At 64.8% G+C, this 25354-nt stretch carries 19 protein-coding genes and 1 pseudogene; 11 read left to right on the plus strand and 9 right to left on the minus strand.

The features are described from left to right. Nucleotides 1-43: 43 nt before the first annotated feature. Both nth and rsxB read right to left on the minus strand, forming a co-directional pair. The gene (nth, locus tag NCS28_RS04065) at nt 44-688 is read right to left on the minus strand and encodes an endonuclease III (protein WP_250512584.1); all 645 of its coding nucleotides are present in this window, start codon (nt 686-688) and stop codon (nt 44-46) included. Nucleotides 689-704: 16 nt separating this feature from the next. After that, nucleotides 705-1562, minus strand: coding sequence for an electron transport complex subunit RsxB (rsxB, locus tag NCS28_RS04070; RefSeq protein ID WP_250512585.1), 858 nt, complete (start codon nt 1560-1562; stop codon nt 705-707). A gap of 359 nt (nt 1563-1921) precedes the next feature. Here rsxB and NCS28_RS04075 point away from each other — a divergent pair, with 359 nt between their 5' ends. After that, nucleotides 1922-2554 carry a TetR/AcrR family transcriptional regulator gene (locus NCS28_RS04075; RefSeq protein WP_250513053.1) on the plus strand — a complete coding sequence of 211 codons (633 nt, stop codon included), beginning with the start codon at nt 1922-1924 and terminating at the stop codon, nt 2552-2554. 104 nt (nt 2555-2658) lie between these two features. On the opposite strand, the gene NCS28_RS04080 is transcribed toward NCS28_RS04075, so the two are convergent. Both NCS28_RS04080 and NCS28_RS04085 read right to left on the minus strand, forming a co-directional pair. Further along, nucleotides 2659-3930 carry a polyhydroxyalkanoate depolymerase gene (locus NCS28_RS04080; RefSeq protein WP_250512586.1) on the minus strand — a complete coding sequence of 424 codons (1272 nt, stop codon included), beginning with the start codon at nt 3928-3930 and terminating at the stop codon, nt 2659-2661. A gap of 353 nt (nt 3931-4283) precedes the next feature. Beyond that, entirely contained in the window at nt 4284-6158 is a 1875-nt protein-coding gene (locus tag NCS28_RS04085; protein ID WP_250512587.1) for a glycoside hydrolase family 15 protein, read from the minus strand. 403 nt (nt 6159-6561) lie between these two features. Between NCS28_RS04085 and NCS28_RS04090 the strand changes: the two genes are divergently transcribed. Continuing rightward, nucleotides 6562-6810 (plus strand): hypothetical protein, encoded by a 249-nt coding sequence (locus tag NCS28_RS04090; protein ID WP_250512588.1) that lies wholly within the window; start codon nt 6562-6564, stop codon nt 6808-6810. A 141-nt stretch (nt 6811-6951) separates the two neighbouring features. On the opposite strand, the gene NCS28_RS04095 is transcribed toward NCS28_RS04090, so the two are convergent. Further along, nucleotides 6952-7104, minus strand: a complete 153-nt coding sequence (locus NCS28_RS04095; RefSeq protein WP_074168899.1) for a DUF3096 domain-containing protein — start codon at nt 7102-7104, stop codon at nt 6952-6954. 204 nt (nt 7105-7308) lie between these two features. Between NCS28_RS04095 and NCS28_RS04100 the strand changes: the two genes are divergently transcribed. From NCS28_RS04100 to NCS28_RS04110, 3 genes and pseudogenes are all read left to right on the plus strand, one after another. Beyond that, entirely contained in the window at nt 7309-8625 is a 1317-nt protein-coding gene (locus tag NCS28_RS04100) for a lactonase family protein (RefSeq protein ID WP_250512589.1), read from the plus strand. Between the two features lie 193 nt (nt 8626-8818). Then, a pseudogene (locus NCS28_RS04105) lies at nt 8819-9073 on the plus strand (antimicrobial peptide resistance and lipid A acylation PagP); the annotation flags it as partial. Between the two features lie 205 nt (nt 9074-9278). Then, nucleotides 9279-10331 (plus strand): transporter, encoded by a 1053-nt coding sequence (locus NCS28_RS04110; RefSeq protein WP_250512590.1) that lies wholly within the window; start codon nt 9279-9281, stop codon nt 10329-10331. A gap of 3 nt (nt 10332-10334) precedes the next feature. On the opposite strand, the gene NCS28_RS04115 is transcribed toward NCS28_RS04110, so the two are convergent. Both NCS28_RS04115 and NCS28_RS04120 read right to left on the minus strand, forming a co-directional pair. Continuing rightward, nucleotides 10335-13928, minus strand: a complete 3594-nt coding sequence (locus tag NCS28_RS04115; RefSeq protein WP_250512591.1) for a DNA translocase FtsK — start codon at nt 13926-13928, stop codon at nt 10335-10337. A 181-nt stretch (nt 13929-14109) separates the two neighbouring features. Beyond that, a complete protein-coding gene (locus NCS28_RS04120) occupies nt 14110-14700 on the minus strand; it encodes an META domain-containing protein (protein ID WP_250512592.1) in 591 nt (196 codons plus the stop codon). Nucleotides 14701-14986: 286 nt separating this feature from the next. Between NCS28_RS04120 and purT the strand changes: the two genes are divergently transcribed. From purT to NCS28_RS04140, 4 genes are all read left to right on the plus strand, one after another. Further along, nucleotides 14987-16219 carry a formate-dependent phosphoribosylglycinamide formyltransferase gene (gene purT, locus NCS28_RS04125; protein WP_250512593.1) on the plus strand — a complete coding sequence of 411 codons (1233 nt, stop codon included), beginning with the start codon at nt 14987-14989 and terminating at the stop codon, nt 16217-16219. Between the two features lie 31 nt (nt 16220-16250). Next, nucleotides 16251-16421 (plus strand): DUF6726 family protein, encoded by a 171-nt coding sequence (locus NCS28_RS04130; RefSeq protein WP_250512594.1) that lies wholly within the window; start codon nt 16251-16253, stop codon nt 16419-16421. A gap of 43 nt (nt 16422-16464) precedes the next feature. Beyond that, nucleotides 16465-16821: an MliC family protein gene (locus NCS28_RS04135; protein ID WP_250513054.1), complete on the plus strand. Its 357-nt coding sequence runs from the start codon at nt 16465-16467 to the stop codon at nt 16819-16821. 418 nt (nt 16822-17239) lie between these two features. Further along, nucleotides 17240-18724, plus strand: a complete 1485-nt coding sequence (locus NCS28_RS04140; RefSeq protein ID WP_250512595.1) for a DEAD/DEAH box helicase — start codon at nt 17240-17242, stop codon at nt 18722-18724. A gap of 63 nt (nt 18725-18787) precedes the next feature. On the opposite strand, the gene gluQRS is transcribed toward NCS28_RS04140, so the two are convergent. Together gluQRS and NCS28_RS04150 are read right to left on the minus strand one after the other, a co-directional pair. Then, entirely contained in the window at nt 18788-19657 is an 870-nt protein-coding gene (gene gluQRS, locus NCS28_RS04145) for a tRNA glutamyl-Q(34) synthetase GluQRS (RefSeq protein WP_250512596.1), read from the minus strand. Nucleotides 19658-19675: 18 nt separating this feature from the next. Then, complete coding sequence (locus NCS28_RS04150) at nt 19676-20539, minus strand: sulfurtransferase (RefSeq protein ID WP_250512597.1); 864 nt, start codon at nt 20537-20539, stop codon at nt 19676-19678. A 209-nt stretch (nt 20540-20748) separates the two neighbouring features. On the opposite strand from NCS28_RS04150, the gene dnaE reads away from it, so the two are divergent. Together dnaE and NCS28_RS04160 are read left to right on the plus strand one after the other, a co-directional pair. Then, complete coding sequence (dnaE, locus tag NCS28_RS04155) at nt 20749-24282, plus strand: DNA polymerase III subunit alpha (RefSeq protein ID WP_502801141.1); 3534 nt, start codon at nt 20749-20751, stop codon at nt 24280-24282. Next, the gene (locus NCS28_RS04160; protein WP_250512599.1) at nt 24282-25349 is read left to right on the plus strand and encodes a glycosyltransferase family 4 protein; all 1068 of its coding nucleotides are present in this window, start codon (nt 24282-24284) and stop codon (nt 25347-25349) included. Before dnaE ends, NCS28_RS04160 begins: the two co-directional genes overlap by 1 nt. Nucleotides 25350-25354 lie beyond the last annotated feature (5 nt).

Here is a 25354-nt window from a genome sequence, read left to right on the forward strand (position 1 = left end):
ATCCGCTATTGTAGACCGCGACGCGCCCGGTCTGCCCAAACGCTCATTCGACGGGCGCAGGCGTCTTCGGCCGATATTCGCAGAGCGGCTCGATCGCGCAATGCCAGCACTCGGGCACGCGCGCCTTACACACGTAACGCCCATGCAGGATCAGCCAGTGATGCGCATCGTGCAGAAACTCTTTCGGCGTGAACTTTTCGAGCGCGGTTTCGACCGCGCGCACGTCCTTGCCCGGCGCTAGCCCCGTGCGATTCGCGACGCGGAAGATGTGCGTATCGACGGCGATCGTCGGCTGCCCGAACGCCGTGTTCAGGACGACGTTCGCCGTCTTCCGTCCGACGCCCGGCAGCGCTTCGAGCGCCTCGCGATTGTCGGGCACCTCGCCGCCGTATTGATCGATGAGAATGCGGCACGTGGCAATCACGTTCTTCGCCTTCGTGCGATACAGCCCGATCGTGCGGATGTACTCCGTTACGCCTTCTTCGCCCAGCGCGAGCACCGCCGCCGGCGTATTGGCGACGGGAAACATCTTGCGCATCGCCTTGTTGACGGAGACGTCGGTTGCCTGCGCGGAGAGCATCACGGCGATCAGCAGTTCGAACGGCGTGGTGTATTCGAGCTCGGTCGTCGGATGCGGATTCAGGCTTTGCAACGTCTCGTAGATGGCGCGGCGCTTCGTGGCGTTCATGATTCGATGTCCGTACTCACGCGGGTTTGTCGCTGCGATCGCCGTCGCCGGGATGGAGCGCGTTTTCGTCGTTCGCGAGGCCGAGACGGCGCCGGCGTTGCTCGGCGGCGTCGATCTGCGCCTGCACTGCGGCGCTCAGGTGATCGGTGTTCTTCGGCCCCGCGCCGAGCTTGGCCATCTCTTCCTTCTTCTTGCGCGCGCGTTCCAGCGCGGCCTGAATGATCGCGCGTTTCTTCGCTTCGGGATCGTCGCTTGCGTTTGGCGCGGCCGTTTGCGCCGGTGGCGTTTCCCGGATCGGCTGGTCGACGTGCGCCGCGCGCGCTGTCTGACGCGCGCTTGCCCGCGCCTCGGCCTCTGCGCGCTCGCGCTCGAGACGCGCGACGCGGCGGTCGTGCCGTGCGCGCGCCGCATCGGCTTCTTGCTGGCTCCATGCGTCCCAGCCGGTGCGCTCGCCGGTCACGGGCACCATCGCGATGCAATCGACCGGGCAGGGCGGCACGCACAGATCGCAGCCTGTGCACAGTTCGGCGATGACCGTATGCATCTGCTTCGCCGCGCCGACGATAGCATCGACGGGACACGCCTGCATGCACAGCGTGCAGCCGATGCACACGTTCTCGTCGATCACCGCGACGGGCCGCGGACGCTCGACGCCATGCGTCGTATCGAGAGGAATATCGGGCTTGCCGAGCAATGCGGCGAGCCGCGCGACGCCTTCGGCGCCGCCCGGCGGGCATTGGTTGTAGTTCGCCTCGCCCGCGGCGATGGCGTCGGCGTAAGGTCGGCACGCAGGGTAGCCGCACTTGGTGCATTGCGTCTGCGGCAGCAGATCTTCGATGCGCTCTGCGAGCGTCTTGGGAACAGTTGCGGTCACGAGGGATTGCGATGATGCCTTGGGGACGAGCGCAGCATGTGCGCGACGTGGCGATGCGCGTGGCTGTGATCACGTCCACTGCGACGACGGCGGCACGCTGCCTGTTCGGCGCGTGTCCCGCATTTCGGGCACGCGCTCGGCTTTGACCGACATTATCGCCGAAGTCGTCACTCGTCGTGCCGGATGGCTTTCAATCCTAATTGCCAATGTCCTTCGATGTGCGCATAATCGAAGCGCTTTTCCGTTTGACCGCAGGACGGTGTTTCCCAATAACCCTGGGCAGCGCCCGTTCACGTCATGTACCCCAATGCGGGCCGCGTGACGCTAATCCGGCAACGCGGCTCCCGAGTCATGCCACCATGAATCAGCCGAAAATCAAAAGAGATCCTGAAGGCACCCGGCGCCGTATTTTGCTTGCCGCCGCAGAAGAGTTCGCTGCCGGAGGTCTGTTCGGCGCCCGCGTCGATCAGATCGCGCGCCGGGCGGAGACCAATGAACGCATGCTCTACTACTACTTCGGTAGCAAGGAGCAGTTATTCACCGCCGTGCTCGAACATGCGCTGGCCGCGCTCGTCGATGCCGAGCGCACGCTCGAACTCGACGGCATCGCGCCCATCGAGGCGATGACGCGTCTCGCACATTTCGTCTGGGATTATTACCGGGATCATCCGGAATTGCTGCGCCTCATCAATAATGAAAACCTGCATGAGGCAAGATATATCAAAGGTTCGAATCGAATCCGCGAGCTTATTTCGCCGATCGTCACGACGCTCACTGCTATTCTCGATCGTGGCCAAAAGGCCGGATTGTTTCGCACCGACGTCGATCCGCTCAAGCTGTATATCGTGCTGTCGGGGCTTGGCTATTACATCGTTTCGAATCGCTTCACGTTGGAAGCGACTTTCGGGCTCGATTTCAGCGAGCAAAGCCAGCGCGAGCAGATCGTCCGCATGAACACCGAGTTGCTGCTCGCTTATCTGACGCGCCGCTGATCCGGCGCTGTCGAAAGAAAAAACGTCGCGCCTTTTTGCAAGGCGCGACGTTTTCATTTGGTGCGATGGAATCGGTCCCGTCGCATTCGTGCTCGGGTTCGTGCCTACGCGGGCACGGCTTCCGTTTTCGGCGTCTTGTCGTGTTCGAGAATGAACTCGCGCAATTGCGGATACACCATCGTGCGCCAGCGTCGGCCCGAGAAGATGCCGTAGTGGCCTGCCTTCTCCGCCGTGAAATGCCGCTTATGCTTCGCGGGGATGCCGGTGCACAGATCGTGCGCGGCGCGTGTCTGGCCGCTACCGGAGATGTCGTCGAGTTCGCCTTCGATGGTGAAGAGCGCAGTGTGCTTGATGTCCTGCGGACGCACGAGTTCGTCGTTCACTTCCCACGTGCCTTCGGCAAGCCGGAACTCCTGGAACACGATGCGGATCGTCTCGAGGTAATACTCGGCGGCCATGTCGAGCACGGCGTTGTATTCGTCGTAGAAACGGCGATGTTGCTCGGCGTCGTCATCGTCGCCGCGAAGCAGATTTTGATAGAAGTCCCAATGGGCCGTGAGATGGCGTTCGGGGTTCATCGCGACGAAGCCCGCATGCTGCAGGAAGCCCGGATACACCTTGCGTCCGACGCCCGGATAGTTCGCCGGCACCGTGTAAATGACGTTGTTCTCGAACCATCCGTAGGAGTGCTCGTTCGCCAGCGAGTTGACCGACGTGGGACTGCGGCGCGCGTCGATCGGGCCGCCCATCATCGTCATCGTGCGCGGGGTGTCTTCGCCGCGGCTCGCCATCAGCGAAATGGCGGCCAGCACCGGCACGGTGGGCTGACACACCGAGATCACGTGCAGGTCCTTCGCGCCGATGTGGCGGATGAACTCCTGAATGTATTCGACGTAATCGTCCAGATGGAACGGGCCGTTTTCGATCGGCACCATGCGCGCGTCGATCCAGTCGGTGATGTACACCTTGTGGTCTTGCAGCAGCGTCTTCACCGTGTCGCGCAGGAGCGTCGAATGATGGCCCGAGAGCGGCGCGCACACGAGCACGATCGGCTCGTTCTTCAGCTTGGTGACGGTAGCGCTGTCGTCGGCGAAGCGCTTGAAGCGCAGGAGCCTGCAGAACGGCTTCTCGATGACCGTCTGCTCGACGATCGGGATGTTATGCCCGTCCTTGACAATCTGATGAATGCTGAACTCGGGCTTCTCGTAGTCCTTGCCGAGCCGGTAGAGCAACTCGTAACCCGCGGCCAGACGGCTGGAGCCCGGAATGTAGGCGAGCGGGCTGGCCGGGTTGACGAACGACTTCGATGCGGCCTCGGCCCATGCTGTGAGGGGAGACAGCATGGCTCGCTGAAATTCGTGAATTTGATAGAGCATGGTTGCCCCAGTAACTCCGGTGGAAACCGGTACCCGTTGATCCGGCAATGCATCCGGCGATGAACTTCAACGGCATTCGATGACCCCCGGCGGCGCGGCGGGCTGTCGCCATGCTGCCGGGGCACTGTCCTTCCTGCGATGCGTCCTGCCTGCCTTTCCGTGCTGCCGCCCGCGCAATACCGACTTTGAAAATGAAGCTGGGAGCGCGCGCAAGATTTTCCGCGCATTAAGCATTCAATTCAACTGATCGGTCGAACTTGCCGGCCTGGAAACAACACATCTCGGCATCTTACGTTTTGTGCATTGCACCAATATTACCGGTAAACGCCAATTTCATCAAATGAAACAGAGATTTAGGACTTTCCGGTTGCAGCATCGATCTCGGCTTGCGCTTCCGTTTCGCCGTGATGTTCCGCGCCGGACGGCTGGCCGATCGCCTTCGCCATTTCCTCCTCGTGACGCATCAGGTTCATCCCGGTGTGGACCAGCGCCACGTGGGTGAAGGCCTGCGGGAAATTCCCGACCATGCGCTTTGCCACCGTGTCGTATTCCTCGGCCAGCAGTCCGACGTCGTTCGCGAGACCGACGAGGCGTTCGAACATCGCGTGCGCTTCGTCGATCCGGCCTTGTAGCGCCAGATTGTCGACCAGCCAAAAGCTACAAGCCAGAAACGTGCCTTCTCCCGGCGGCAACCCGTCCGCGACTTCGGCGGTGTGATAGCGCTTCACCAGGCCATCGTGCGTCAACATGGTCTCGATCGCATGTACGGTTCCGGTCACTCGCGGATCTTTTGGCGGCAAAAATCCGAGCAATGGGATGAGCAGCAGGCTTGCATCGAGCGCATCGCTGCCGTAGGCCTGCGTGAACGAGTTCAGCGCCGGGTTCCAGCTCTTCTTCAACACCTCGGCACGGATGCGCGTACGCATCTCGCGCCAGTGGTCGATCGGGCCGGGCAGGTCGAACTTTTCCGCCGATTTGATCGCGCGGTCGTAGGCGACCCACGCCATGACTTTCGAAAACGTGAAGTGCTGGCGTCCGCCGCGCACTTCCCAGATGCCTTCGTCGGGCTGTTCCCAGATCGTGTCGAGGTGTTGCATCATCGCGCACTGGATCGACCAGGCGGTTTCGTCGCTCTGCAGGCCGCCGACGCGCGCGAGGTGCAGCGCGTTCATCACTTCGCCGTAGACGTCGAGCTGCAACTGATCGACCGCGCCATTGCCGATGCGCACCGGCGCCGCGCCCTCGTAGCCGGGCAGCCACGCAATCTCCCACTCGGGCAGGCGGCGCTCGCCCGCGATGCCGTACATGATCTGAATCTGCGACGGCGAACCCGCCATCACGCGGCCCAGCCACGCCCGCCACGCGCGGGCTTCGTCGTAGTAGCCGCCGCGCATCATCGCGAGCAGGGTGATGGTCGCGTCGCGCAGCCAGCAGTAGCGATAGTCCCAGTTGCGCGTGCCGCCGAGCTGCTCCGGCAGCGAGGTCGTGGGCGCAGCGACGATGCCGCCGGTCGGCTCATAGGCGAGCGCCTTGAGCGTGATGAGCGAGCGGCGGATCGCACCCGCCCAGCGGCCCTTGAGTTCGCTTTGCCCCGACCATTCGCGCCAGTGGTTTTCGGTGCGCGCGAGTTGCGTCTGGGGATCGGATGCGTGCGGCAGACGCAGATGCGACTGCGAATAGCACAGCGAGAAGGGCACCCGCTCGCCGGCGCTCACGTCGAAGCAGGCGGTGGTGCGCATGTTTTCACCGACGAGATCGACCGGCGTGCGCAGCACCGCGAGATCCGGTCCGGCGATCGCGCGGATGCCGCTATCGTCGGGAAGGCGGCTGACCCAGGGCACGGCCGAGCCGTAATCGAAGCGCAGCACGAGTTCCATCTTCATGCGCACCGTGCCGCGCCGGCCGATTACGATGCGCACGAGCTCCGAATGCCCGTTGCGCAAGGGCATGAAATCGACGATCGTCACCGCGCCTTGCGGCGTTTCGAAATCGGTTTCGAGGACCAGCGTGTCCTCGCGATAGCGGCGGCTGATGACGGGCGTTTCGCCGTCGGGCATCTCGGGCGCGAGGAGCCATCGGCCATGCTCGGGCGTGCCGAGCAGCGCCGCGAAGCACGCGCCGGAGTCGAAGCGCGGCCAACAGAGCCAATCGACGGAGCCGTCGCGGGAAATGAGCGCTGCGGTGTGGCCGTCGCCGACCATCGCATAGTCTTCGATCAGTGCTGGCATAAGTGAACATCGTCCTGCTGGCGGCGCGGGCCGGATCGAAACGCGCCGCGGGTTGAGCAAAAGAGTCGGGACGCGGCGCGCCCCGAGCGAAGCGCGGCGTCATCGGCGGATGAAGCGACGCACGCCGCGCATGCTGTCTGGCCGCATTCTGCCGCAATCGTTCGCGGCAAGCAGAAAACCCGTCCGCGTGCGATCACGGTGCGCCGCGCCGCGCTGGCGAAAAAGCACTGGCGAAGCGCCGGTCGGGACGTTGAAAGGACATTCGACTGATGTTAAGAACGAGGTTCGCCGAAACTTTTGGAGCCTTTCACGCGTCTTTCATGCACGGTCCGGCGCGTTCGCACTTGCGGGCCCTGCCTGTCCCGTTTGAACCCTAACGTAGCGTTTTCGTGGAACAGAACCCGTGCTCTGTCCGTCGAACGCCGACTGCAACGCCATTCTTTCCGCCGCGAGCTGCGTCTCGGACGCCGAGGTGCTTCTCGCGCTCGATCACAAGCATCTCGGTCTATCGCGCAACGCGATGGAAACCGCCGCTGCTTTCCTCACCGAGCGCGGCTGTTTCAGCCGCTATAGTTTCTGCGCCGCGGGCGTCTCGGTCGGCGCGCTGTCGTTGCAGGGACGCCTGCGTCTGGACCAACTCACGAACGGCTGACGAACCCACGCCGGTCGTGCGTGTCCTTCTTTCGTGACACTTTGCGCACGCGCGCGGATCATCTAGTGCGCGTTGGCGTTTGCGGCCGCATCTGCGGAACCGTCGACGTGAATCGGCGTCACAACGACAGCCGCGCGCCCGTCAGAAATGAGCCGATCCCATACCGAACAGACCGATCAGCCCGATCACGATCAGATAGATCGCGACGATGAAGTTCAGCAACCGCGGCATGATGAGAATCAGGATCCCGGCGATCAGTGAAACCAGCGGGCCAAGGCTTAGGTGAATAGTCATCGCGGCAACTCCTGTTGTTGGTTCGAATCGTGTCGGTTGGCCTGACGTGCGCGGTGTATCTTGGCGGCGAACCCCGTCGCTCGTGATGGCGGTCCGCGCCGTTTGGAGCGGAATTTGCTCTCGCACGTCCTTGGGCCTTGCGATGCCGGCGAACTCGCGCGTCGCCCCCGACAACAAGCAGCAAAGAGACGATGAGGAGGTTTCATGCACCCGAGCCATCCCTGCGGCGCGAATTCGCTGATGCCCGTATTGCAAGACGCGCGCCCGATGCGCACGAGGCCTGTCGCGTGGGCGAAAGGCATCGCGCTGATGCTGTCGCTCGCGGCCGCGCAAGCCTTCGCGCAGACCGCCGCGACGCCCGCCGCGCCTGCCGCAGCGAGCGGCGCGGCCACGACGAGCGCGTCGGCCGGCGAGATCTACGATCTGCTCATCGGCACCTACACGGGCGGCGGAAAGAGCGAAGGCATCTATGTGTATCGCTTCGATACGGGCAACGGCGAACTGTCCCGCATCGCGTCGGCGCAGACGGTCAATCCGTCGTATCTCGTCGTGAGCCGCGACCGGAATTACGTGTATGCAGTGAACGAATTGCCCGGCGACAACGGCCCCGCGACGCAGCGCGGCGGCGTGAGCGCCTTTCGCTTCGATCGCGCGACCGGCCAGTTGAGCTTCCTCAACCGCGTTTCATCTGACGGCAACGATCCGTGCTATCTCGCGCTTTCGCCCGATGGAAAATATCTGCTCACCGCGAACTACTCCGTCGCTTCGAATCCGGGCGGCAGCTTCGCGGTTTTTCCGCTGTCGTCCGACGGACACGTCGGCAACTCCGTGCTGACCGTGCATCACGAAGGCGGCGGACCGGTGAAGGGACGGCAGGACAACTCGCACGTCCACTCGACCGTGTTCTCGCCTGACGGCAAGTATCTCTTTGCGCAGGATCTCGGCGTCGACAAAGTGTTCGCCTATCGCTACACGCCCGATCCGTCGGCATCGGGCCGCGGCCTCCTCGGTCCGACCGAAGCGCGCTTTACGCCGATGAAGGCGGGCTCCGGACCGCGCCATCTGATCTTCGACGCAAGCGGCAGGCACGCCTATCTGACGACCGAACTGAACGCGTCCGTGTACGTGTTCGATTACCGCGACGGCAAGCTCGCGCAGGTCCAGAACGTGTCGCTGATCGCGCCCGGCTTCAGAGGCAAGATCGGCGGCGGCGCGGTTCATCTGTCGCCGGACGGGCGCTTCCTTTACGCGACCAATCGCGGCGACGCCAACGAGCTCGTCCAGTTCGCGGTCGATTCGAAGAACGGCCATCTGAAGCTCGTCAAACGTTACCCGACGCTCGGCAAGACGCCGCGCGAATTCGCGATCGACCCGACCGGGCGCTGGCTCATCGTCGGCAATCAGGAGAGCGACAGCGCGTACTTCTTCCGCCGCGATCCACAGACGGGCGAGCTCGCGTCGGACCCGAAGAAGCTGTCGATCGGCTCGCCGGTCGATTTCAAGTTCGTGTCGCCGTCGTGATGGCCTGATCGGAGAGACCAAAGCGGCCGTCGAGCCGCGACCCACGAGCGACGCGCTGTCCGACGACGATGAAAAAAATCTGGTCAAGGCGGTCATGGTTTCGATGGTGTGCGCGCCGTTCGCGGTCCGCGCGGACGAAAACAAGCGATGCGATTTCAAGCGGGACCGAATGTCGTCGGCGTGCCAGCGTGTGATGCGCGTCGCCGACGACGGCACATGGGATCTCTACGTGACCGGCTACGGCTGGCATGTCGATGGCTTCGACAATCGCAGCGAACTGAACCCATGGTCGTACGGCGGCGGCGCGGGCAAGCACTGGACGGATGCGAACGGCAACGAGGACATTTTGTTTGCGTTCGCCTTTTCGGATTCGCATCGCAACTTCGAACCGATCGGCGGTTACGCGCGCCAGTGGTACAAGAAGCCGGTGCTCGGCGGCTTGCAGGCGGGTGGCGGGTTCTTCGTCGGCGTCGCGGCGCGCGTCGATCATGGCGACGATCATCCCGTGCATCCCGGGCCTGAACGACGGCGACGTCGCGTTCTTTTGGGGGCGCTACGAGTTCTAGTACGATGCGTTTCCGAGGCGCTTTTCTCTCGCATTCGACTGAAAGGTGTACTGAGGAAAACGAAAGGAAACAGCAGGGAATGCAAGATTGAACACGACTCGACCATTCGATTCACGCGAGCGCCCGCCCAAGCGCAACGAGCCGGCGCCGCCGGGCTTCATCAGCGCGTTCAGCTTCGCCGGCGGCGAGGCGCTGCGGCTGACATGGGACGAAGCGCGCGATTCCGTCGTGGGCGACGGCCCGACGTGGCTGCATCTGTCGGCGAACGACGACACCGTCGAAGGCTGGCTCGAAGGCGTCACGTCGATGCCGGATGTCGCGCGCGAGTTCCTGAACGGCGAGGATAAGCGTCCGCGCGTGCATATCGGCTCGAACTTCATGTACGGCGTCGTCGCGGACCTCGAACTCGTCGCGAAGACGCCGGATGCCGCCGCGCCCGGCGTGCGCGAAGCGAACCGCGCGACCGGTGCGCTGCGTTTTTACGTCGACAAACATCGCATGATCACGGTGCGCGCGCGGCCGCTGGAATCGACCGACCGGTTGCGCCACGCGGTGCTCGAGGGCGCGATCTTCCGCGATACCGTCGACCTCTTCGCGGGACTCATTCGCGCGCTGAACGATACCTTCGCGGACCGCATCGACGAAATCGGCGACTGTCTCGACGATGTCGAGGAAAGCGTGCTCGAAGGAAGCCATTCGAAATGCCGCGCGGTGCTGGGCGACGTGCGGCGGCGCATCGTGGAAGTGAAGCGGTTCATCGATCCCGAGCGCAACGCGCTGACGCAACTCGTGTTGCGCAAGCTCGAATGGGCCGAACCGCGTTCGATGGAAGCGCTCGTGCAGGCAATCCAGGTGCTGAACGGCCTGGGCGGCGGCCTGGAAGGTCTCTACGAACGCGCGAAGCTGTTGCAGGATGAAATCGCCGCGGCGCTGTCGGAAGACATCAACCGCAAGCTGCTCTGGCTCGCGATCATGTCCGCGTTGCTCTTGCCCGCCACGCTCGTGACGGGCATTTTCGGCATGAACGTGGCGGGATTGCCGGGAACGAAGGATCCGGCGTCGTTCTGGGTCGTCGTCGGCGTGATGACGGGCTGCGCCGCCATCACGATCTTTCTCTTGCGCCGCCTGCGTCTCTGGTAGCGCTCACTCCGCCGGGCCGGGCGGCGCGAGAACTTCGCGGTTGCCGTTGTTGCTCATCGACGAAACGAGCCCGGCCGCTTCCATCTGCTCGACGAGGCGCGCCGCGCGGTTATAGCCGATGCGCAACTGCCGCTGCACCGACGAAATCGACGCGCGCCGCGTGCGCACGACGAAGGCCACGGCTTCGTCGTAAAGCGGATCGGCTTCGGCGTCGGGCGTTTCGCCGAAGAGGTCCGGCGTGCCGCCGCCTTCGGAGGTAGGCCCGGACAGAATGCCTTCCTCATACTCCGGCTCGCCGAACTGCTTCAGATATTCGACCACGCGATGCACTTCGTCGTCCGCGACGAACGCGCCGTGCACGCGCTGCGGATAGCCGGTGCCGGGCGGCAGGAACAGCATGTCGCCCGCGCCGAGCAGCGATTCCGCGCCCATCTGGTCGAGAATCGTGCGCGAATCGATCTTCGACGACACCTGGAACGCCACGCGCGTCGGAATGTTCGCCTTGATGAGGCCCGTGATCACGTCGACGGAAGGCCGCTGCGTCGCGAGAATCAGATGGATGCCGGCCGCGCGCGCCTTCTGCGCGAGACGCGCGATCAACTGCTCGATCTGCTTGCCCGCGACCATCATCAGGTCCGCGAGTTCGTCGATGACCACGACGATGAGCGGCAGCGTGGAAAGCGGCTCGGGCGCGTCGGGCGTGAGCGAAAACGGGTTCGTGAGCTTCTTGCCCGCGGCTTCGGTGTTGCGGATCTTCTGGTTGAAACCTTGCAGATTGCGCACGCCGACCGCCGACATCAGCCGGTAACGCTTCTCCATTTCGCCGACGCACCAGTTGAGCGCGTTCGACGCGAGTTTCATGTCGGTGACGACCGGCGCGAGCAGATGTGGAATGCCTTCGTAGACGGACAGCTCCAGCATCTTCGGATCGATCATGATGAGACGCACGTCCTCGGGCTTCGCCTTGTAGAGCAGCGAGAGGATCATCGCGTTGATCGCGACCGACTTGCCCGAGCCCGTCGTGCCCGCGACCAGCATGTGCGGCGCGCGGGCGAGGTCCGTCACGACCGGATTGCCGACGATGTCCTTGCCCATCGCGATCGTCAGGTTCGACTTCGACGTTCGATACACGTCGTCCTCGAGAATCTCCGAGAGGCGGATCATCTGGCGCTTCGCGTTCGGCAGTTCGAGGCCCATGCAGGTCTTGCCGGGAATCGTTTCGACGACGCGAATCGACGTGAGGCCGAGGCCGCGCGACAGATCCTTCATCAGGCCGACGATCTGGCTGCCGCGCACGCCGAGCGCCGGCTCGACTTCGAAGCGCGTGATGACCGGACCGGCGGACGCGCCGACGACCGTCACCGGCACCTTGAATTCCTGCAGACGCTGCTCGATCAACTGGCCCGTTTCGTTCAGATGCTCTTCGGAGACGGGCTCGATCTCGCCGGACGCGGGTTCGAGCAGATCGAGCGTCGGCAATTCCACCGCCGATGCGTGCGGCGCGTGGAATTCGAACTCGGTCGGCAAGGAGCCGCGTACGGGCGGACGCGGTTCGGGTGGCGTCGCGTTTGGTTGACTCGGAGCCTGGGTTACGACGGGCGGCGCGGCGCTGACCGGAAAGCGCACGACGTTCGACGGCGACGCGAATTCGTCGCCCGCAACCTGGCGCCCGGCGATGCGCTGTGGCTCTTCCTCGGGCATGTCGAGCACGTCGTCCGGTTCGTCGGCGACGCGCAGAAGCGGCGGGGCAGGGGGCTCGCTGTGGCCGTCGCGGGAATCGGGTGCGTCGAGCCACGGCGGCGTCGGTGCGATATCGCGCGAGTGATTTTCTTGTTCCCGATGTCGCGCGACAGGCGGAAGCTCCGCCGCCTCTTGCGGCGCGTCTGCTTCGACTTCCGTTTCGTTTGCGTTGAACGCGGTCGACTCGGCATGGGCCGGGGGCGGCGGCGCAATCGCGACATCGGCGGCCAGCGGTTCCGGCAGACGCAAGTCGAAGAGCGGCGGCGGCTCGACGAGCGCGGGCGCGATCACGTGCGCGTCGATCAGCGGCGGCTCGATGGGCGCTTCGAATTCCTGCACGTTTTCGGGCGGCGGTGCGTGCGGCTCGACTTCCTCGGCCTTTGCGGGCGGCGGGGCCGCAGGCTCGATACGCGCGTCGATTTCCTGGGCTTTTGCAGGCAGCGGCGCGTGCGGCGCGATGCGCGGTTCGAGCACCGTTCCGGCGATGTTCACATCGGCCGTCGTCAACGGCTTCGCCTCTGCGTTCGGCTGAATCTCGGACTGGCCGGCGCGCGCCATCGCCACGTGTCCGCGGGCGAGACTCGCGCCCGCGAGCGAGGTCCACAGCGCGGTTTTCTCTTCGATGGATCGCAACGTCGCCTGAATCGCATCGGGTGCGGGCGGCGGTGCGGGCGGCCCGAGCGGCTTGGCCGGGCGCGAGAACGCGGGCGCGGCGAGCGGCGTGGGCGCAAACTCGCGCGTTCCGGCGACTGCGGAAGGACGCGCGGCCGGCGCACGCCTGATGCCCTGTGGCGCTTGTGGAAGAGGCGTTCTGCGCGCGCCGCTCATGCCCGTCGCGATTGACGTAGATGTGCTCGCCACGCCCGACGACCGTTGCGCGGGTATCGAAGTCACCGGAGCGCGGGGACGATCCATACGGGGCGCGGGCGTCGGCGGCGCGGATGCGCGCGGCTTGTCGACAGCGACGGATGCGCGCAAGCCCGAGCCCGAAGGCTCGAACGCGGACGCCCGGCGCGGCGCGAACGGCGCACGTGCCTCGCGATTCCCCGGCGACGCGGACGGATTCAGCCATTCCGAAGGCGCGACCGGCTCCATCTGCGTGACCGGAGGCGAGACGCCGGCGGCCTCGAACGCGGGGCGCTTGGCGTAAGCCTCGGCGGTGGCGATGGCGCTCGCGGTGGCCGTCGACGCGCGATTGACAGCGCTCTTGCCGTTCGAAGGCGGGCGCCACGCTGTCGGCCGCTGATAACGGGTGCTCCGCGGGGCGGTCGGAAGACCGAGCGTCGGCTCGTCGTGCGACGTGCGCGGCGAGGGCGCATCGAAACGCTCGGCGCGATGGCCACGTTCCTGCAAGTCGCGCGCGGCTCGCACGCGGGCGCGGCGTTCGAACCAGTTGCCCGACTTGTCGCGTTTTTTGTCGCGGCCGGGCGCGCTTTGCCGCGGCTCGCTTTCGCGCTCGCGCGGCGTGAGCCAGCTTTGCGGCAAGCCGAAGCCGAACGCTTCGTCCGCCCACGCGAGCACCGACCGCCAGCTGAATTCGATCAGCCAGGGCAGGAAGATGGCGAGCACGACTGCCGCGATCGCGGCTGCGCCGCCCAGATGCACGAGTCCGCTCAACGCGGTGGCGAGCGCGCGCCCGAGACGGTTGATGTTTGCCTGCGTTTCGAGGGAGTGTGCGAGCGCGCCTTCCAGCGTGCTGCTCGCGAGCAACACGCCGACGAAACCGAGCCAGAGGCGGATCGTGCCGGGGCCGCGCACGCCCCCGCTGCCCGGCAGCGCCAGCTTGACGATGCGCCAGAGAAGCGGAAGGAACCAGACGACCGATGCGCCGAACCAGCCGAGAACTACCATCTGCATGCTTGAGATTGAATCAATGTTGGGTGAAACGAATCAGGTCGGAACCCGGAGACCGCCGTCCGGCCGCGCTTGCCGGCCGGACTGTTCGATCGAGCAGTTTAACGGCAACCACACGGGAGCTGCGCGGGAACCGCGTGGCCGCCGCGCCCGCGCGACGCGCGTGCCGCATGTACGCAACACATTACTTCGCGCGAGGCGAGAACGTGAGCACCTGACCGTCGTCGAGCGTCAGTTGCAGCGCTTGCGGCGGGTTCATCTGCACGCCGCTTTTCGCGACATGTGAAAGGGCGTCGAGATAGGGCCGCTCCAGCGCGGCGCCCGTACCCGACATGCATGCCATGCGCGTGCCGGCGAGCGGGCCGAACGTGAGCTTGCCGTCCTTCAAGTCGTACGTCCCGGCGAAGCGGTTGCAGCCCGAAAAGCCGCTCGCCTGGCGATGACCGCTCGCGGTCGAGAAATCGAGCGTGATCGGCCGTGCGTCGCTTTCGCCCGCGTGCGGCACGGCGCGCGGCTGGCCGCTCGCGTCGGTCCAGCTCGTGAGTTGCCATTGCGTGTCGTCGAGCAATTGCGTGGCGGCGGGATTATAAGGATCGGTGGGCGGCGCGCTGGCATCGGGATGCGTCGGCAGCGCGCAGCCCGCGACGACGCTCGCCGCGGCGACGAACGCGCACGCGCGGGACGCGAGCGAAAGCGCCTCTTTGCGGCGCGACAGGAAACTTGACGATGAGCGCGCCCGACGAAGAGCGTATGCGCGAAGGAAATGCGTGGGCATCGATGATCCTGAAGCAGGCGAAACCGTAAGGGTATCGCACGCGTCCTGCGATTTGTCTAGCGCCCGCACGCAACAAAATGTTCGCCTCGATCGTCGGGAGGCTGACATCGATCGGAAATGTGTGGGGAATTCCAATCCGCATTCGCGTGTCAATACCGTTCGTGACGACGCAGTCAATAGACCGGACGGCAGAGTGTTGCGCCCCGCGCTGCGTGTTAACATCGCGCCCAATTCCGCCGCTTTCGGCTTTATTGGCCTCGTCATCCGATCGATTCCAGGAGCACTCATGCAGACCGATTCGTTCCGCCCCGATGCCTTGCGCATCGGCACGCCGCTTTCCGCCAACGCCACACGCGTGATGCTGCTCGGCGCGGGCGAGCTCGGCAAGGAAGTGATCATCGCGTTGCAGCGGCTGGGTGTCGAAGTGATCGCCGTCGACCGTTATGCGAACGCGCCGGGGCATCAGGTTGCGCATCGCGCGCACGTGATCGACATGACCGACGCTGCGGCGTTGCGCGCGCTCGTCGAGAAGGAGCAGCCGCATCTGATCGTGCCGGAGATCGAGGCGATCGCGACCGACGCGCTCGCCGATATCGAAGCGGCGGGCGTCGCGACCGTCATCCCGACGGCGCGCGCCACGCAGCTCACGATGAACCGCGAAGGCATCCGCCGCCTCGCCGCCGAGGAACTCGGCCTGCCGACATCGCCGTATGCGTTCGCGCAATCGCTCGACGAGATGAAGGCGGCGATCGCCAAGATCGGCTTTCCGTGCGTCGTGAAGCCGGTGATGTCGTCGTCGGGCAAGGGGCAGTCGGTGCTCAGGAGCGATGCCGACATCGAGCCGGCATGGAACTATGCGATGGCGGGCGGACGCGTGAATCACGGACGCGTGATCGTCGAGGGCTTCATCGACTTCGAATACGAGATCACGCAGCTCACCGTGCGCGCGGCGGACCCCGAAAGCGGCGAAACGCAAACTTATTTCTGCGATCCGATCGGCCATGTGCAGGTCGCTGGCGACTACGTCGAATCGTGGCAGCCGCAGCCGATGAGCCCGGCCGCGCTCGAAAAAGCGCGCGATGTCGCCGCCAAGGTGACGACCGCGCTCGGCGGGCGCGGGCTCTTCGGCGTCGAGCTTTTCGTGCGCGGCGACAATGTCTGGTTCTCCGAAGTGAGTCCGCGTCCGCACGACACCGGCCTCGTCACGCTCGCGACGCAGCGTTTCTCCGAATTCGAATTGCATGCGCGCGCGATTCTCGGCTTGCCCGTGGATACCGCCTTACGCGAGTCCGGCGCGTCCGCCGTGATCTACGGCGGTCTGGATGAAGCGGGCATCGCGTTCGAGGGCGTGGGCGAGGCGCTCGCGGTGCCGGGTGCGGATTTGCGGCTCTTCGGCAAACCCGAAAGCTTCGTGAAGCGCCGCATGGGGGTCGCGGTCGCGACGGGCGCCGATATCGGCGAGGCGCTCAAGCGCGCGAAACTCGCCGCGTCGAAGGTGCGGCCGGTTTCGGCAAAATGACCGGCGCGCGGGCGCCGGCGGGAGCGAGAACGTGAAATGGAAAGCGGTAGCCGCGCTCGTCGCGGTTTCCCTGGGACTGTCGGGTTGCGGACTCGCAGCGGCGCCGTGCCGCATCGCGTCGGCGGGGCTCAAGATCGTGCCGGTCGTCGGGCATGTCGCGGCAGCGCCGACCGACGCATGCGCGGACGTGATCGATCCGTGATCGCCGCGCTCGCATCGACTTCGAAACCATCGCGAATCGGATGATGAAGACACCAATCGCACTGACGCTCGCGTCGCTCGTGGCGCAATCGGCGCTTGCAATGCCGCTCACCGTGCCGCAGATCCAGACCGCGTCGACGCAGACGACCCGCTATGACTGCAAGGACGGCAAAAGCGTGTCCGTGCAGTACACGAACACGCGCAATCATCAGAGCTTCGCGGCGTTGACCGTCGACGGGCGCAAGCTACTGTTCGTCAACGTGATCGCGGGATCCGGCGCAAAATACGTCGCCGATCAATACACGTGGTGGACCAAGGGCCCGCAGGCGAACCTGTACGACGAAATGGCCGCGAAGGATTCGCCGCCGCTGCTCGCGGATTGCGAGGCGCGCAAGAAGTAGGCGCGCGGCGTGCCGGAATGCGGTCCGGACGCGCTTTCGCGCCGCGGGAGCCTACCCGCGCGCGGTGCTACAATGTGCGGCTTTCCGGCTGTGGAAATCGCAGCCGGTCCGAATTCCGGATTTTCCGGCACCGCCGTTCGATGCCGGCTGAGCGGTACACGGGCTCGAGCGAACCGCCGCTCAGAAAATCGGGGATGCCGCTTGCCTTGAAGGCGTCATCGAAGCCGTGTCGCATCTGAGCGCAGGCTCGATACCGGCCGCCCCGTCCAGCGCGCACTGTGTGCCTGATTGATGCGCCGCGTGCGCCAACGAAACCCATCCGCGTAAGCTGCCGGTCGCGACATCGACCGAACGATTCGACCGATTTTTTACGCGCGCCGCATCGAGCGGCACTTTAGCGAAAGCCAATATAGTCACCATGTCCGATTCCGCCGCCACGAACACGTCCACCGCAGGGGCCGACGCGCCGACGTTCGACCAGTTCGGATTGTCCGCCGACATCCTGAAAGCGGTGCGCGAGTCCGGCTATACGACGCCCACGCCCATTCAGGCGCAGGCGATTCCGGTTGTCCTCGCGGGCCGCGATGTCATGGGCGCCGCGCAGACCGGCACCGGCAAGACCGCGAGTTTCTCGCTGCCGATCATCCAGCGCCTGCTGCCGTCGGCGAACACGAGCGCCTCGCCCGCGCGACATCCGGTGCGCGCGCTGATGCTCACGCCGACGCGCGAGCTCGCCGACCAGGTCGCCGCCAACGTGCAGACCTACTCGAAGCACACGCCGCTGCGCAGCACGGTGGTGTTCGGCGGCGTCGACATGAATCCGCAGTCCGACGCGCTGCGCCGCGGCGTCGAAATCCTGATCGCGACGCCCGGGCGTCTGCTCGATCACGTGCAGCAAAAGACGGTCAATCTCGGCCAGGTGCAGATGCTCGTGCTCGACGAAGCCGACCGCATGCTGGACATGGGCTTCCTGCCCGACCTGCAGCGCATCCTGAATCTGTTGCCGAAGGAGCGCCAGACGCTGCTGTTCTCGGCGACGTTCTCGCCCGAAATCAAGAAGCTCGCGTCCACCTACCTGCGCAATCCGCAGACGATCGAAGTCGCGCGCAGCAATTCGACCGCGACCAACGTGCGGCAGATCGTCTTCGAGGTCCATGAAAGCGACAAGTCCGGCGCGGTCGCGCAGCTCATTCGCGAGCGCGAGCTGAAGCAGGTGATCGTGTTCTGCAACAGCAAGATCGGCGCGAGCCGGCTCGCGCGCGTGCTGGAGCGCGACGGCATCGTCGCGACGGCGATCCACGGCGACCGCACGCAAAGCGAGCGCATGCAGGCGCTTGACGCGTTCAAGCGCGGCGAGATCGAGGCGCTCGTCGCCACCGACGTCGCCGCGCGCGGTCTCGATATCGCCGAATTGCCGGCCGTCATCAACTTCGACCTGCCGTTCAACGCAGAAGATTACGTGCACCGTATCGGCCGGACGGGGCGCGCGGGTGCGTCGGGAGATGCGTTGTCGCTCTGTAGCGCGAACGAGCGCAAGCAACTCGCCGACATCGAAAAGCTGATCAAGCGTCCGCTCGAAGTCGAGTCGCTCGAAGTGACGGTGCGCGCGCGCCGCGACGGAACGGCGCCGCGCCGTGATGAGCGCTTCGGCCGGCCGGAGCGGACCGAGCATCGGCATGCGTCGCGCGACGAATCGGGTCCGCGTCGCCGTCCGGCGGGCGCGCACGATCGCCCGCGCGGCCGTCAGCAGCCCGTCGACGAGTTTTTCCTTAAGCCGTATGAGCCGTCGCCGTCGGCGATGAAGCGTCACGAGGAAACGGTCGAACCCGAGCGCAAGAGCGCGCCGAAGCAGCCGCTCGCAGCGTTGCTCGGCGGGCTGGGAATGCCGCGCAAGTCGTCGTGAGTTCCTGAAATCGCATGGAAAAGGCAGCCCGTACGGCTGCCTTTTTTCTTTCGAGCGACGAATCTAGCGCGCGAAGCGCTTCGCCCATTCGGCCGTCGCGGCGCTGTAAAACGCGTCGAGCGAATTGGCCGACACGTCGATGCCCAGATGCCGCGCCGCCGCGACGAGCGCTTCGAGCGGTGCGTGCCGATCGAGCGGCGCCGCGCCCGTCTGCTTGCTCAGTTTCTCGCCGATATCGTTGTTGACGACGGCCACATGCAGATAAGCCGGCGTCGGCACGTCGAGGCACCGCTGCAGATAGATCTGTCGCGCGGTCGAATCGAGGAGATCGGCGCCGCGCACAATGTGCGTGATTTCGGCGTCGGCGTCATCGACGACGACTGCCAGTTGATACGCCCACAGGCCGTCCGCGCGCTTCAGTGCGAAATCGCCGACTTCCGTCGCGAGATTCTGCATCTGCGGCCCTTGCCAGCGATCGACGAACGTAACGAGCGCCGCGTCGCCATCCGGCACGCGCAGCCGCCATGCGCGCGCGGGTTTGCCGTGCAGGCCGTCGCGGCATGTTCCCGGATACGCGAGCGTCGCATGGCGCGCGTGCGCGTGAATCAGCGAATCGGCGATTTCGCGTCGCGTGCAGCCGCATGGATAGATGAGACCCGCCGCCTGGAGACGTTCGAACGCGGCCTGATACGCATCGCCGCGCTTGCTTTGCCATACCGGAGGCTCGTCCGAATGCATGCCGAAATGCGCGAGCGTCGCGAGGATTTCATCGGCGGCGCCGGGCACGGTGCGCGGCGCGTCGACATCTTCGATGCGCACGATCCAGCTTCCGCCGTGCGCGCGGGCATCGAGAAAACTCGCGAGCGCACTGACGAGCGAGCCCGCGTGAAGCGGTCCGGTGGGCGAAGGTGCGAAGCGGCCGCGATAGCTCATCGGGCTTGCATCGGGCCCTCAGGCCGCGCGGCTGACCTTTGCGTCTGGGTGACAAGCCGGGCACGTCTCGCCCGGCTTGTAGAAAGGCGACAATTGATCTTCCACCGGCACCACCGCGCGGCAGCCGAAGCATTGCGCGGTCGCGGTGGGCTGCAGGTTCGGATCGAGCGCCGTGCGGTAATCGAACACGAAACATTCGCCGGTGTAATGCGCGCCACCAACCTCCTCGAAGTACTTCAAAATGCCGCCTTCGAGCTGATAAACATGCTCGATGCCGACTTCCTTCATGTGAATGGCGGCCTTCTCGCAGCGAATTCCGCCGGTGCAGAACGACACGACAGTCTTGTCCTGCAGATCCGCGCGATTCTGCTCGATCACCTCGGGAAACTCGCTGAACTTCGTGATGCGGTAATCGAGCGCGTTGTCGAACGTGCCGACATCGACTTCGAACGCATTGCGCGTGTCGAGCATCACGACCGGACGGCCTTCGTCGTCATGGCCGCGGTCGAGCCAGGCTTTCAGCGTGGGCGCATCGACGGACGGCGCGCGGCCGAGTTCCGGCTTGATCGCGGGCTTCTTCATCGTGATGATCTCGCGCTTGAGCTTCACCAGCATGCGGCGAAACGGCTGCTTCGCGGAGATGCTTTCCTTGAACTGCAGATCGGCGAAACGGCCGCCGAAGAGGGCATCCGTGCGGATGTAGTCGATGAATTCGCGGACTTCGGGAATTGGCCCCGCGATGAAAAGGTTGACGCCCTCCGGCGCCAGCAGAATCGTGCCCTTCAGCCCGAGCGCGTTGCAGCGTTCGGTGACGAGCGGCCGCCACGCGGGGCCGTCCTCGATGGTGACGAATTTGTAGGCGGAGAGATTCAGAATGCTCATGATCGGATGAGGCGCAACGGCTGTAACGGATAAAAAGTGCGCGGATGAATCGGGCGCAAAACACGTATTATCCCGCAAACGGCGCGCGGCTCCCGCCGATTCGATCAGCCGTGTCGCCAGTCCTTGCGCGTGCGCAATGTCGGGCGGGCGCGCGGGCCTTATCCGTTCGGCCAACGCGGCTGCCGTGCCCGCGTTCGCGTATATCCCGCATGTACAATACCGCCATGTCAGATCCCCGCTTCGTTCATCTTCGCGTCCACTCCGAATTCTCGATCGCCGACGGCATCGTGCGGCTGGACGACGTCGTCAAGGCTGCCGCCAAAGACGGGCAAGGCGCGCTCGCGCTGACCGATCTCGGCAACGCCTTCGGTCTCGTGCGTTTCTACAAGGAAGCGCGCGGCAATGGCGTCAAGCCCATCGCGGGCTGCGATGTCTGGATCACCAATCCCGCCGATCGCGACAAGCCCTCGCGCGTGCTTCTTCTCGTGCGCGACAAGCAGGGCTATCTCAATCTGTGCGAGCTGTTGAGCCGCGCGTGGCTCACGAACCAGTATCGCGGCCGCGCCGAAGTGATGGTCGAATGGCTCGAAGAAGGTCTGGCCGAAGGACTGCTCGCGCTCTCGGGCGCGCAGACGGGCGACATCGGCATGTCGATCGCGGCGGGTAATACGGCCAGCGCGCAACGCAACGCCGAGCGCTGGGCAGCGCTCTTTCCGAACGCGTTCTACATCGAATTGCAACGCGCGGGTCAGCCGGGCGAGCAGGTCTACATTCAGGAGGCGGTCAAGCTCGCCGCGAAGCTGAAGCTGCCGGTGGTCGCTACACATCCGCTGCAGTTCATGACGCCCGACGACTACACCGCGCACGAGGCGCGTGTCTGCATTTCCGAAGGCGACATTCTCGCGAATCCACGCCGTCAGAAGCGCTTCACGAACGATCAGTATTTCCGCACGCAGGACGAGATGTGCGCGCTCTTCGCGGACATTCCATCGGCGCTCGCGAACACCGTCGAGATCGCGAAGCGCTGCAATCTGACGCTCGAACTCGGCAAGCCGAAGCTGCCGCTTTTCCCGACGCCCGATGGCATGTCGCTCGACGACTACCTCGTGCAGTTGTCGAAGGAAGGTCTCGAAGTCCGTCTGAAGCAGCTTTATCCCGATGACGCCGAACGTGAAGCGCAGCGCGAAACGTATTACGCGCGCCTCGAATTCGAGTGCGGCACGATCATCAAAATGGGCTTTCCGGGCTACTTCCTGATCGTCGCCGACTTCATCATGTGGGCGAAAAACAATGGCGTGCCGGTTGGCCCGGGGCGCGGTTCGGGCGCGGGCTCGCTCGTCGCGTATGCACTCGGCATCACGGACCTCGATCCGCTGCGCTATAACCTGCTGTTCGAGCGCTTCCTGAATCCGGAACGCGTGTCGATGCCCGACTTCGACATCGACTTCTGTCAGGAAGGGCGCGACCGCGTCATCCAGTATGTGAAGGGCAAGTACGGCGCGGACGCCGTCTCGCAGATCGCGACCTTCGGCACGATGGCCGCGAAGGCCGCGGTGCGCGATATCGGCCGCGTGCTCGATCTCGGCTACATGTTCACCGACGGCATCGCCAAGCTGATTCCGTTCAAGCCCGGCAAGCATGTGACCATCGCGGATGCGATGAAAGAAGAGCCGGCGCTGCAGGAGCGCTTCGACAGCGAGGACGAAGTGCATCAGCTGCTCGAACTCGCGCAGCGCGTAGAAGGGCTCACGCGTAACGTCGGCATGCACGCGGGCGGCGTGCTGATCGCGCCGGGCAAGCTCACGGACTTCTGTCCGCTTTACACGCAGGGCGAAGACGGCGGCGTCGTCAGCCAGTACGACAAGGACGACGTGGAAGCCGTCGGCCTCGTGAAGTTCGACTTCTTGGGCCTGACCACGCTCACCATCCTCGACTGGGCCGAACGCTATATCCGCCGGCTCGATCCGTCGAAGAAGGACTGGAACCTCTCCCAGGTTCCGCTCGACGACCCGGCGTCGTTCTCCATTCTCAAGAAAGCGAACACCGTCGCCGTGTTCCAGCTGGAAAGCCGCGGCATGCAGGGCATGCTGAAGGACGCGCAGCCGGACCGTTTCGAGGACATCATCGCGCTCGTGGCGTTGTATCGTCCGGGTCCGATGGATCTGATCCCGAGCTTCTGCGCGCGCAAGCACGGACGCGAGATCGTCGAATATCCGGACCCGCGCGTCGAGCCTGTTCTGAAAGAGACCTACGGCATCATGGTCTATCAGGAGCAGGTGATGCAGATGGCGCAGATCATCGGCGGCTACTCGCTCGGCGGCGCGGACTTGCTGCGTCGCGCGATGGGCAAGAAGAAGCCCGAGGAAATGGCCAAGCATCGCGAGATTTTCGCGGAAGGCGCGGCGAAGAACGGCCTCACGCGCGAGAAGGCGGACGAGACCTTCGACCTGATGGAGAAGTTCGCCGGCTACGGCTTCAACAAGTCGCACGCGGCCGCTTATGCGTTGCTCGCGTATCACACGGCGTGGCTGAAGGCGCATCATCCGGCGGAATTCATGGCGGCCAACATGTCGCTCGCCATGGACGACACCGACAAGGTGAAGATCCTCTTCGAGGACTGCATCGCGAACGGCATGGCGGTGCTGCCGCCGGACATCAACCACTCGGCGTATCGTTTCGAGCCGGTCGCGGAACCTGACGGCAAGCGCTCGAAAACCATTCGCTATGGTCTGGGCGCGGTGAAGGGCAGCGGGCAGAACGCGATCGAGGAAATCCTGCGCGCGCGCGAGGACGGCCCGTTCGTCGATCTGTTCGATTTTTGCGAGCGCATCGACCGTCGCGTCGTGAATCGTCGAACGGTGGAAGCGCTGATCCGCTCGGGTGCGTTCGACACGGTGCATGCGAATCGCGCGCAACTGCTCGCATCGGTGCCGCTCGCGATGGAAGCCGCCGATCAGGCCGCCGCCAACGCGATGCAGGCCGGTCTCTTCGACATGGGCGACGCGCCGCTCGCGAAGCACGAATACGTCGACGAACCCGAGTGGTCGGACAAGAAGCGCTTGCAGGAAGAGAAGACCGCGCTGGGCTTCTATCTGTCGGGCCATCTCTTCGATGCCTATAAGGGCGAAGTGCGCCGCTTCGTGCGCCAGAAGATCGGCGAGCTGAAGGAAGGGCGCGACAAGCTGGTTGCAGGCGTCATTTCGGCGATGCGCACGCAGATGACGCAGCGGGGCAAGATGCTGATCGTCAATCTCGACGATGGCAGCGGGCAGTGCGAAGTCACCGTCTTCAACGAGCAGTTCGAGGCGAACAAAGCGCTCTTCAAGGAAGACGAGCTGCTCGTCGTGCAGGGTCAGGCGCGCAACGACGCGTTCACGGGCGGCATCCGCTTCACCGTCGATACGGCGATGGACCTCGAGCGCGCGCGTAGCCGCTATGCGCAGTCCGTGAAGGTCGAGATGAACGGCAACGCCGATGCGTTGCGCCTGCGCCGTGTGCTCGAAGCGCATGCGGCGGGCGCCGAGGCGCCGGCGCCCGTTGCCGCGCCGCCCGCTCGCGACAACGGCCGTTCACGTCAGTCCGCGCCGATTCCGAACGGGCTGAACGTGAGCATCGTCTATCGCAGCGAGCATGCCGAAGGCGAAGTGCGCCTGGGCGACGCGTGGCGCGTCAAGCCGACCGACGAACTCATCACGGCGCTGCGCGGCGAATTCGCGGGCAGCGCGATCGAAATCGTTTACTGATGCGCATCGGCATATCGGCGAATGCGTTGAAGCATTCCGGCGGTCTCGAGCGCTATGCGATGGATCTCGTGCGCGGTCTCGCCACCGCAGGTTTCGAGGGCAAGCGCCGGCCCGCGTTCTTCGCGCGCAAGATCGATAAATCGTTGCCCGAAAGCCGTCTGGTCGACGCGCGTCGCATCAAGGTGTCGTTTCTGCCGGGCAAGCTGCGCGATGCGTATTTCTCGTGGGCGCTGAAGCGCGCGCGCAAACGCGCGAAGGTCGATGTGCTCATCGGCTGCAATCGCGTGGAAGGTTCCGAGATCGCAATTTGCGGCGGTACGCACATCGGCTTTCTGCGCGCGACCGGACGGCGCGAGAAGCGCTCGGACATGCGGCAGATCGCGCTGGAGCGCCGCCAATATGCTCAGGCGAAGGTGGTCGTCGCGCATTCGGACATGATGAGCGACGAACTGCGCGCGCTGTACGGCGTGGACATTCGGAAGATTCGCGTGCTGTATCCGCCCGTCGATGGCGCGCGATTCTCTCCGGTCGATGCAGCCACGCGCGCACGTCTGCGCGAGCGATTCGGTTTCAAACCCGATGAAACGGTGCTGCTGTTTCCGTCGAGCAGTCACGAACGCAAAGGCTTGCCGCTGATCGAGAAGGCGCTCGCCGGCACGAACGTGGTAATCGCCGTCGCGGGTCGCGCGCCGGAGAAGAAGCCGGCGGCGAACGTGCGCTACGTGGGATACGCGAAGAACATCGAGGATGCCTATCGCGCGGCGGATTTCACGATTCTCGCGTCGAGCTACGAGCCGTTCGGGCTCGTCGGCATCGAATCGGTGATGTGCGGCACACCGGTCGTCTTTCCAGCGTGCATCGGCTGCTGCGGTGCGATCGCGGATCACGCGAAGCACGTCTTCAAATCCGGCGACGCCGACGATCTGCGCCGCACCGTGCTCGACGCCATCGAAACGCGGCACGAGGCTGCGCGCGTGCCGGACGGCGCGGTGCGCTACGACACGAGCGTCGATTCGCACGTTCGAGCGCTAATTGACATTGCTCGCGACATCGATGCGAAGCGTTGAGATGC

Origin of the sequence: Caballeronia sp. INDeC2, assembly GCF_023631325.1 — a bacterium.
In the GTDB taxonomy this organism is placed as follows: Bacteria; Pseudomonadota; Gammaproteobacteria; order Burkholderiales; family Burkholderiaceae; genus Caballeronia.

Coding starts and splice junctions, on each gene's coding strand:
- nth (WP_250512584.1), bottom strand. CDS start 688: ATGAACGCCACGAAGCGCCGCGCCATCTACGAGACGTTGCAAAGCCTG.
- NCS28_RS04075 (WP_250513053.1), top strand. CDS start 1,922: ATGAATCAGCCGAAAATCAAAAGAGATCCTGAAGGCACCCGGCGCCGT.
- NCS28_RS04080 (WP_250512586.1), bottom strand. CDS start 3,930: ATGCTCTATCAAATTCACGAATTTCAGCGAGCCATGCTGTCTCCCCTC.
- NCS28_RS04085 (WP_250512587.1), bottom strand. CDS start 6,158: ATGCCAGCACTGATCGAAGACTATGCGATGGTCGGCGACGGCCACACC.
- NCS28_RS04095 (WP_074168899.1), bottom strand. CDS start 7,104: ATGACTATTCACCTAAGCCTTGGCCCGCTGGTTTCACTGATCGCCGGG.
- NCS28_RS04100 (WP_250512589.1), top strand. CDS start 7,309: ATGCACCCGAGCCATCCCTGCGGCGCGAATTCGCTGATGCCCGTATTG.
- NCS28_RS04115 (WP_250512591.1), bottom strand. CDS start 13,928: ATGCAGATGGTAGTTCTCGGCTGGTTCGGCGCATCGGTCGTCTGGTTC.
- NCS28_RS04120 (WP_250512592.1), bottom strand. CDS start 14,700: ATGCCCACGCATTTCCTTCGCGCATACGCTCTTCGTCGGGCGCGCTCA.
- purT (WP_250512593.1), top strand. CDS start 14,987: ATGCAGACCGATTCGTTCCGCCCCGATGCCTTGCGCATCGGCACGCCG.
- NCS28_RS04135 (WP_250513054.1), top strand. CDS start 16,465: ATGAAGACACCAATCGCACTGACGCTCGCGTCGCTCGTGGCGCAATCG.
- NCS28_RS04140 (WP_250512595.1), top strand. CDS start 17,240: ATGTCCGATTCCGCCGCCACGAACACGTCCACCGCAGGGGCCGACGCG.
- gluQRS (WP_250512596.1), bottom strand. CDS start 19,657: ATGAGCTATCGCGGCCGCTTCGCACCTTCGCCCACCGGACCGCTTCAC.
- NCS28_RS04150 (WP_250512597.1), bottom strand. CDS start 20,539: ATGAGCATTCTGAATCTCTCCGCCTACAAATTCGTCACCATCGAGGAC.
- dnaE (WP_502801141.1), top strand. CDS start 20,749: ATGTACAATACCGCCATGTCAGATCCCCGCTTCGTTCATCTTCGCGTC.
- NCS28_RS04160 (WP_250512599.1), top strand. CDS start 24,282: ATGCGCATCGGCATATCGGCGAATGCGTTGAAGCATTCCGGCGGTCTC.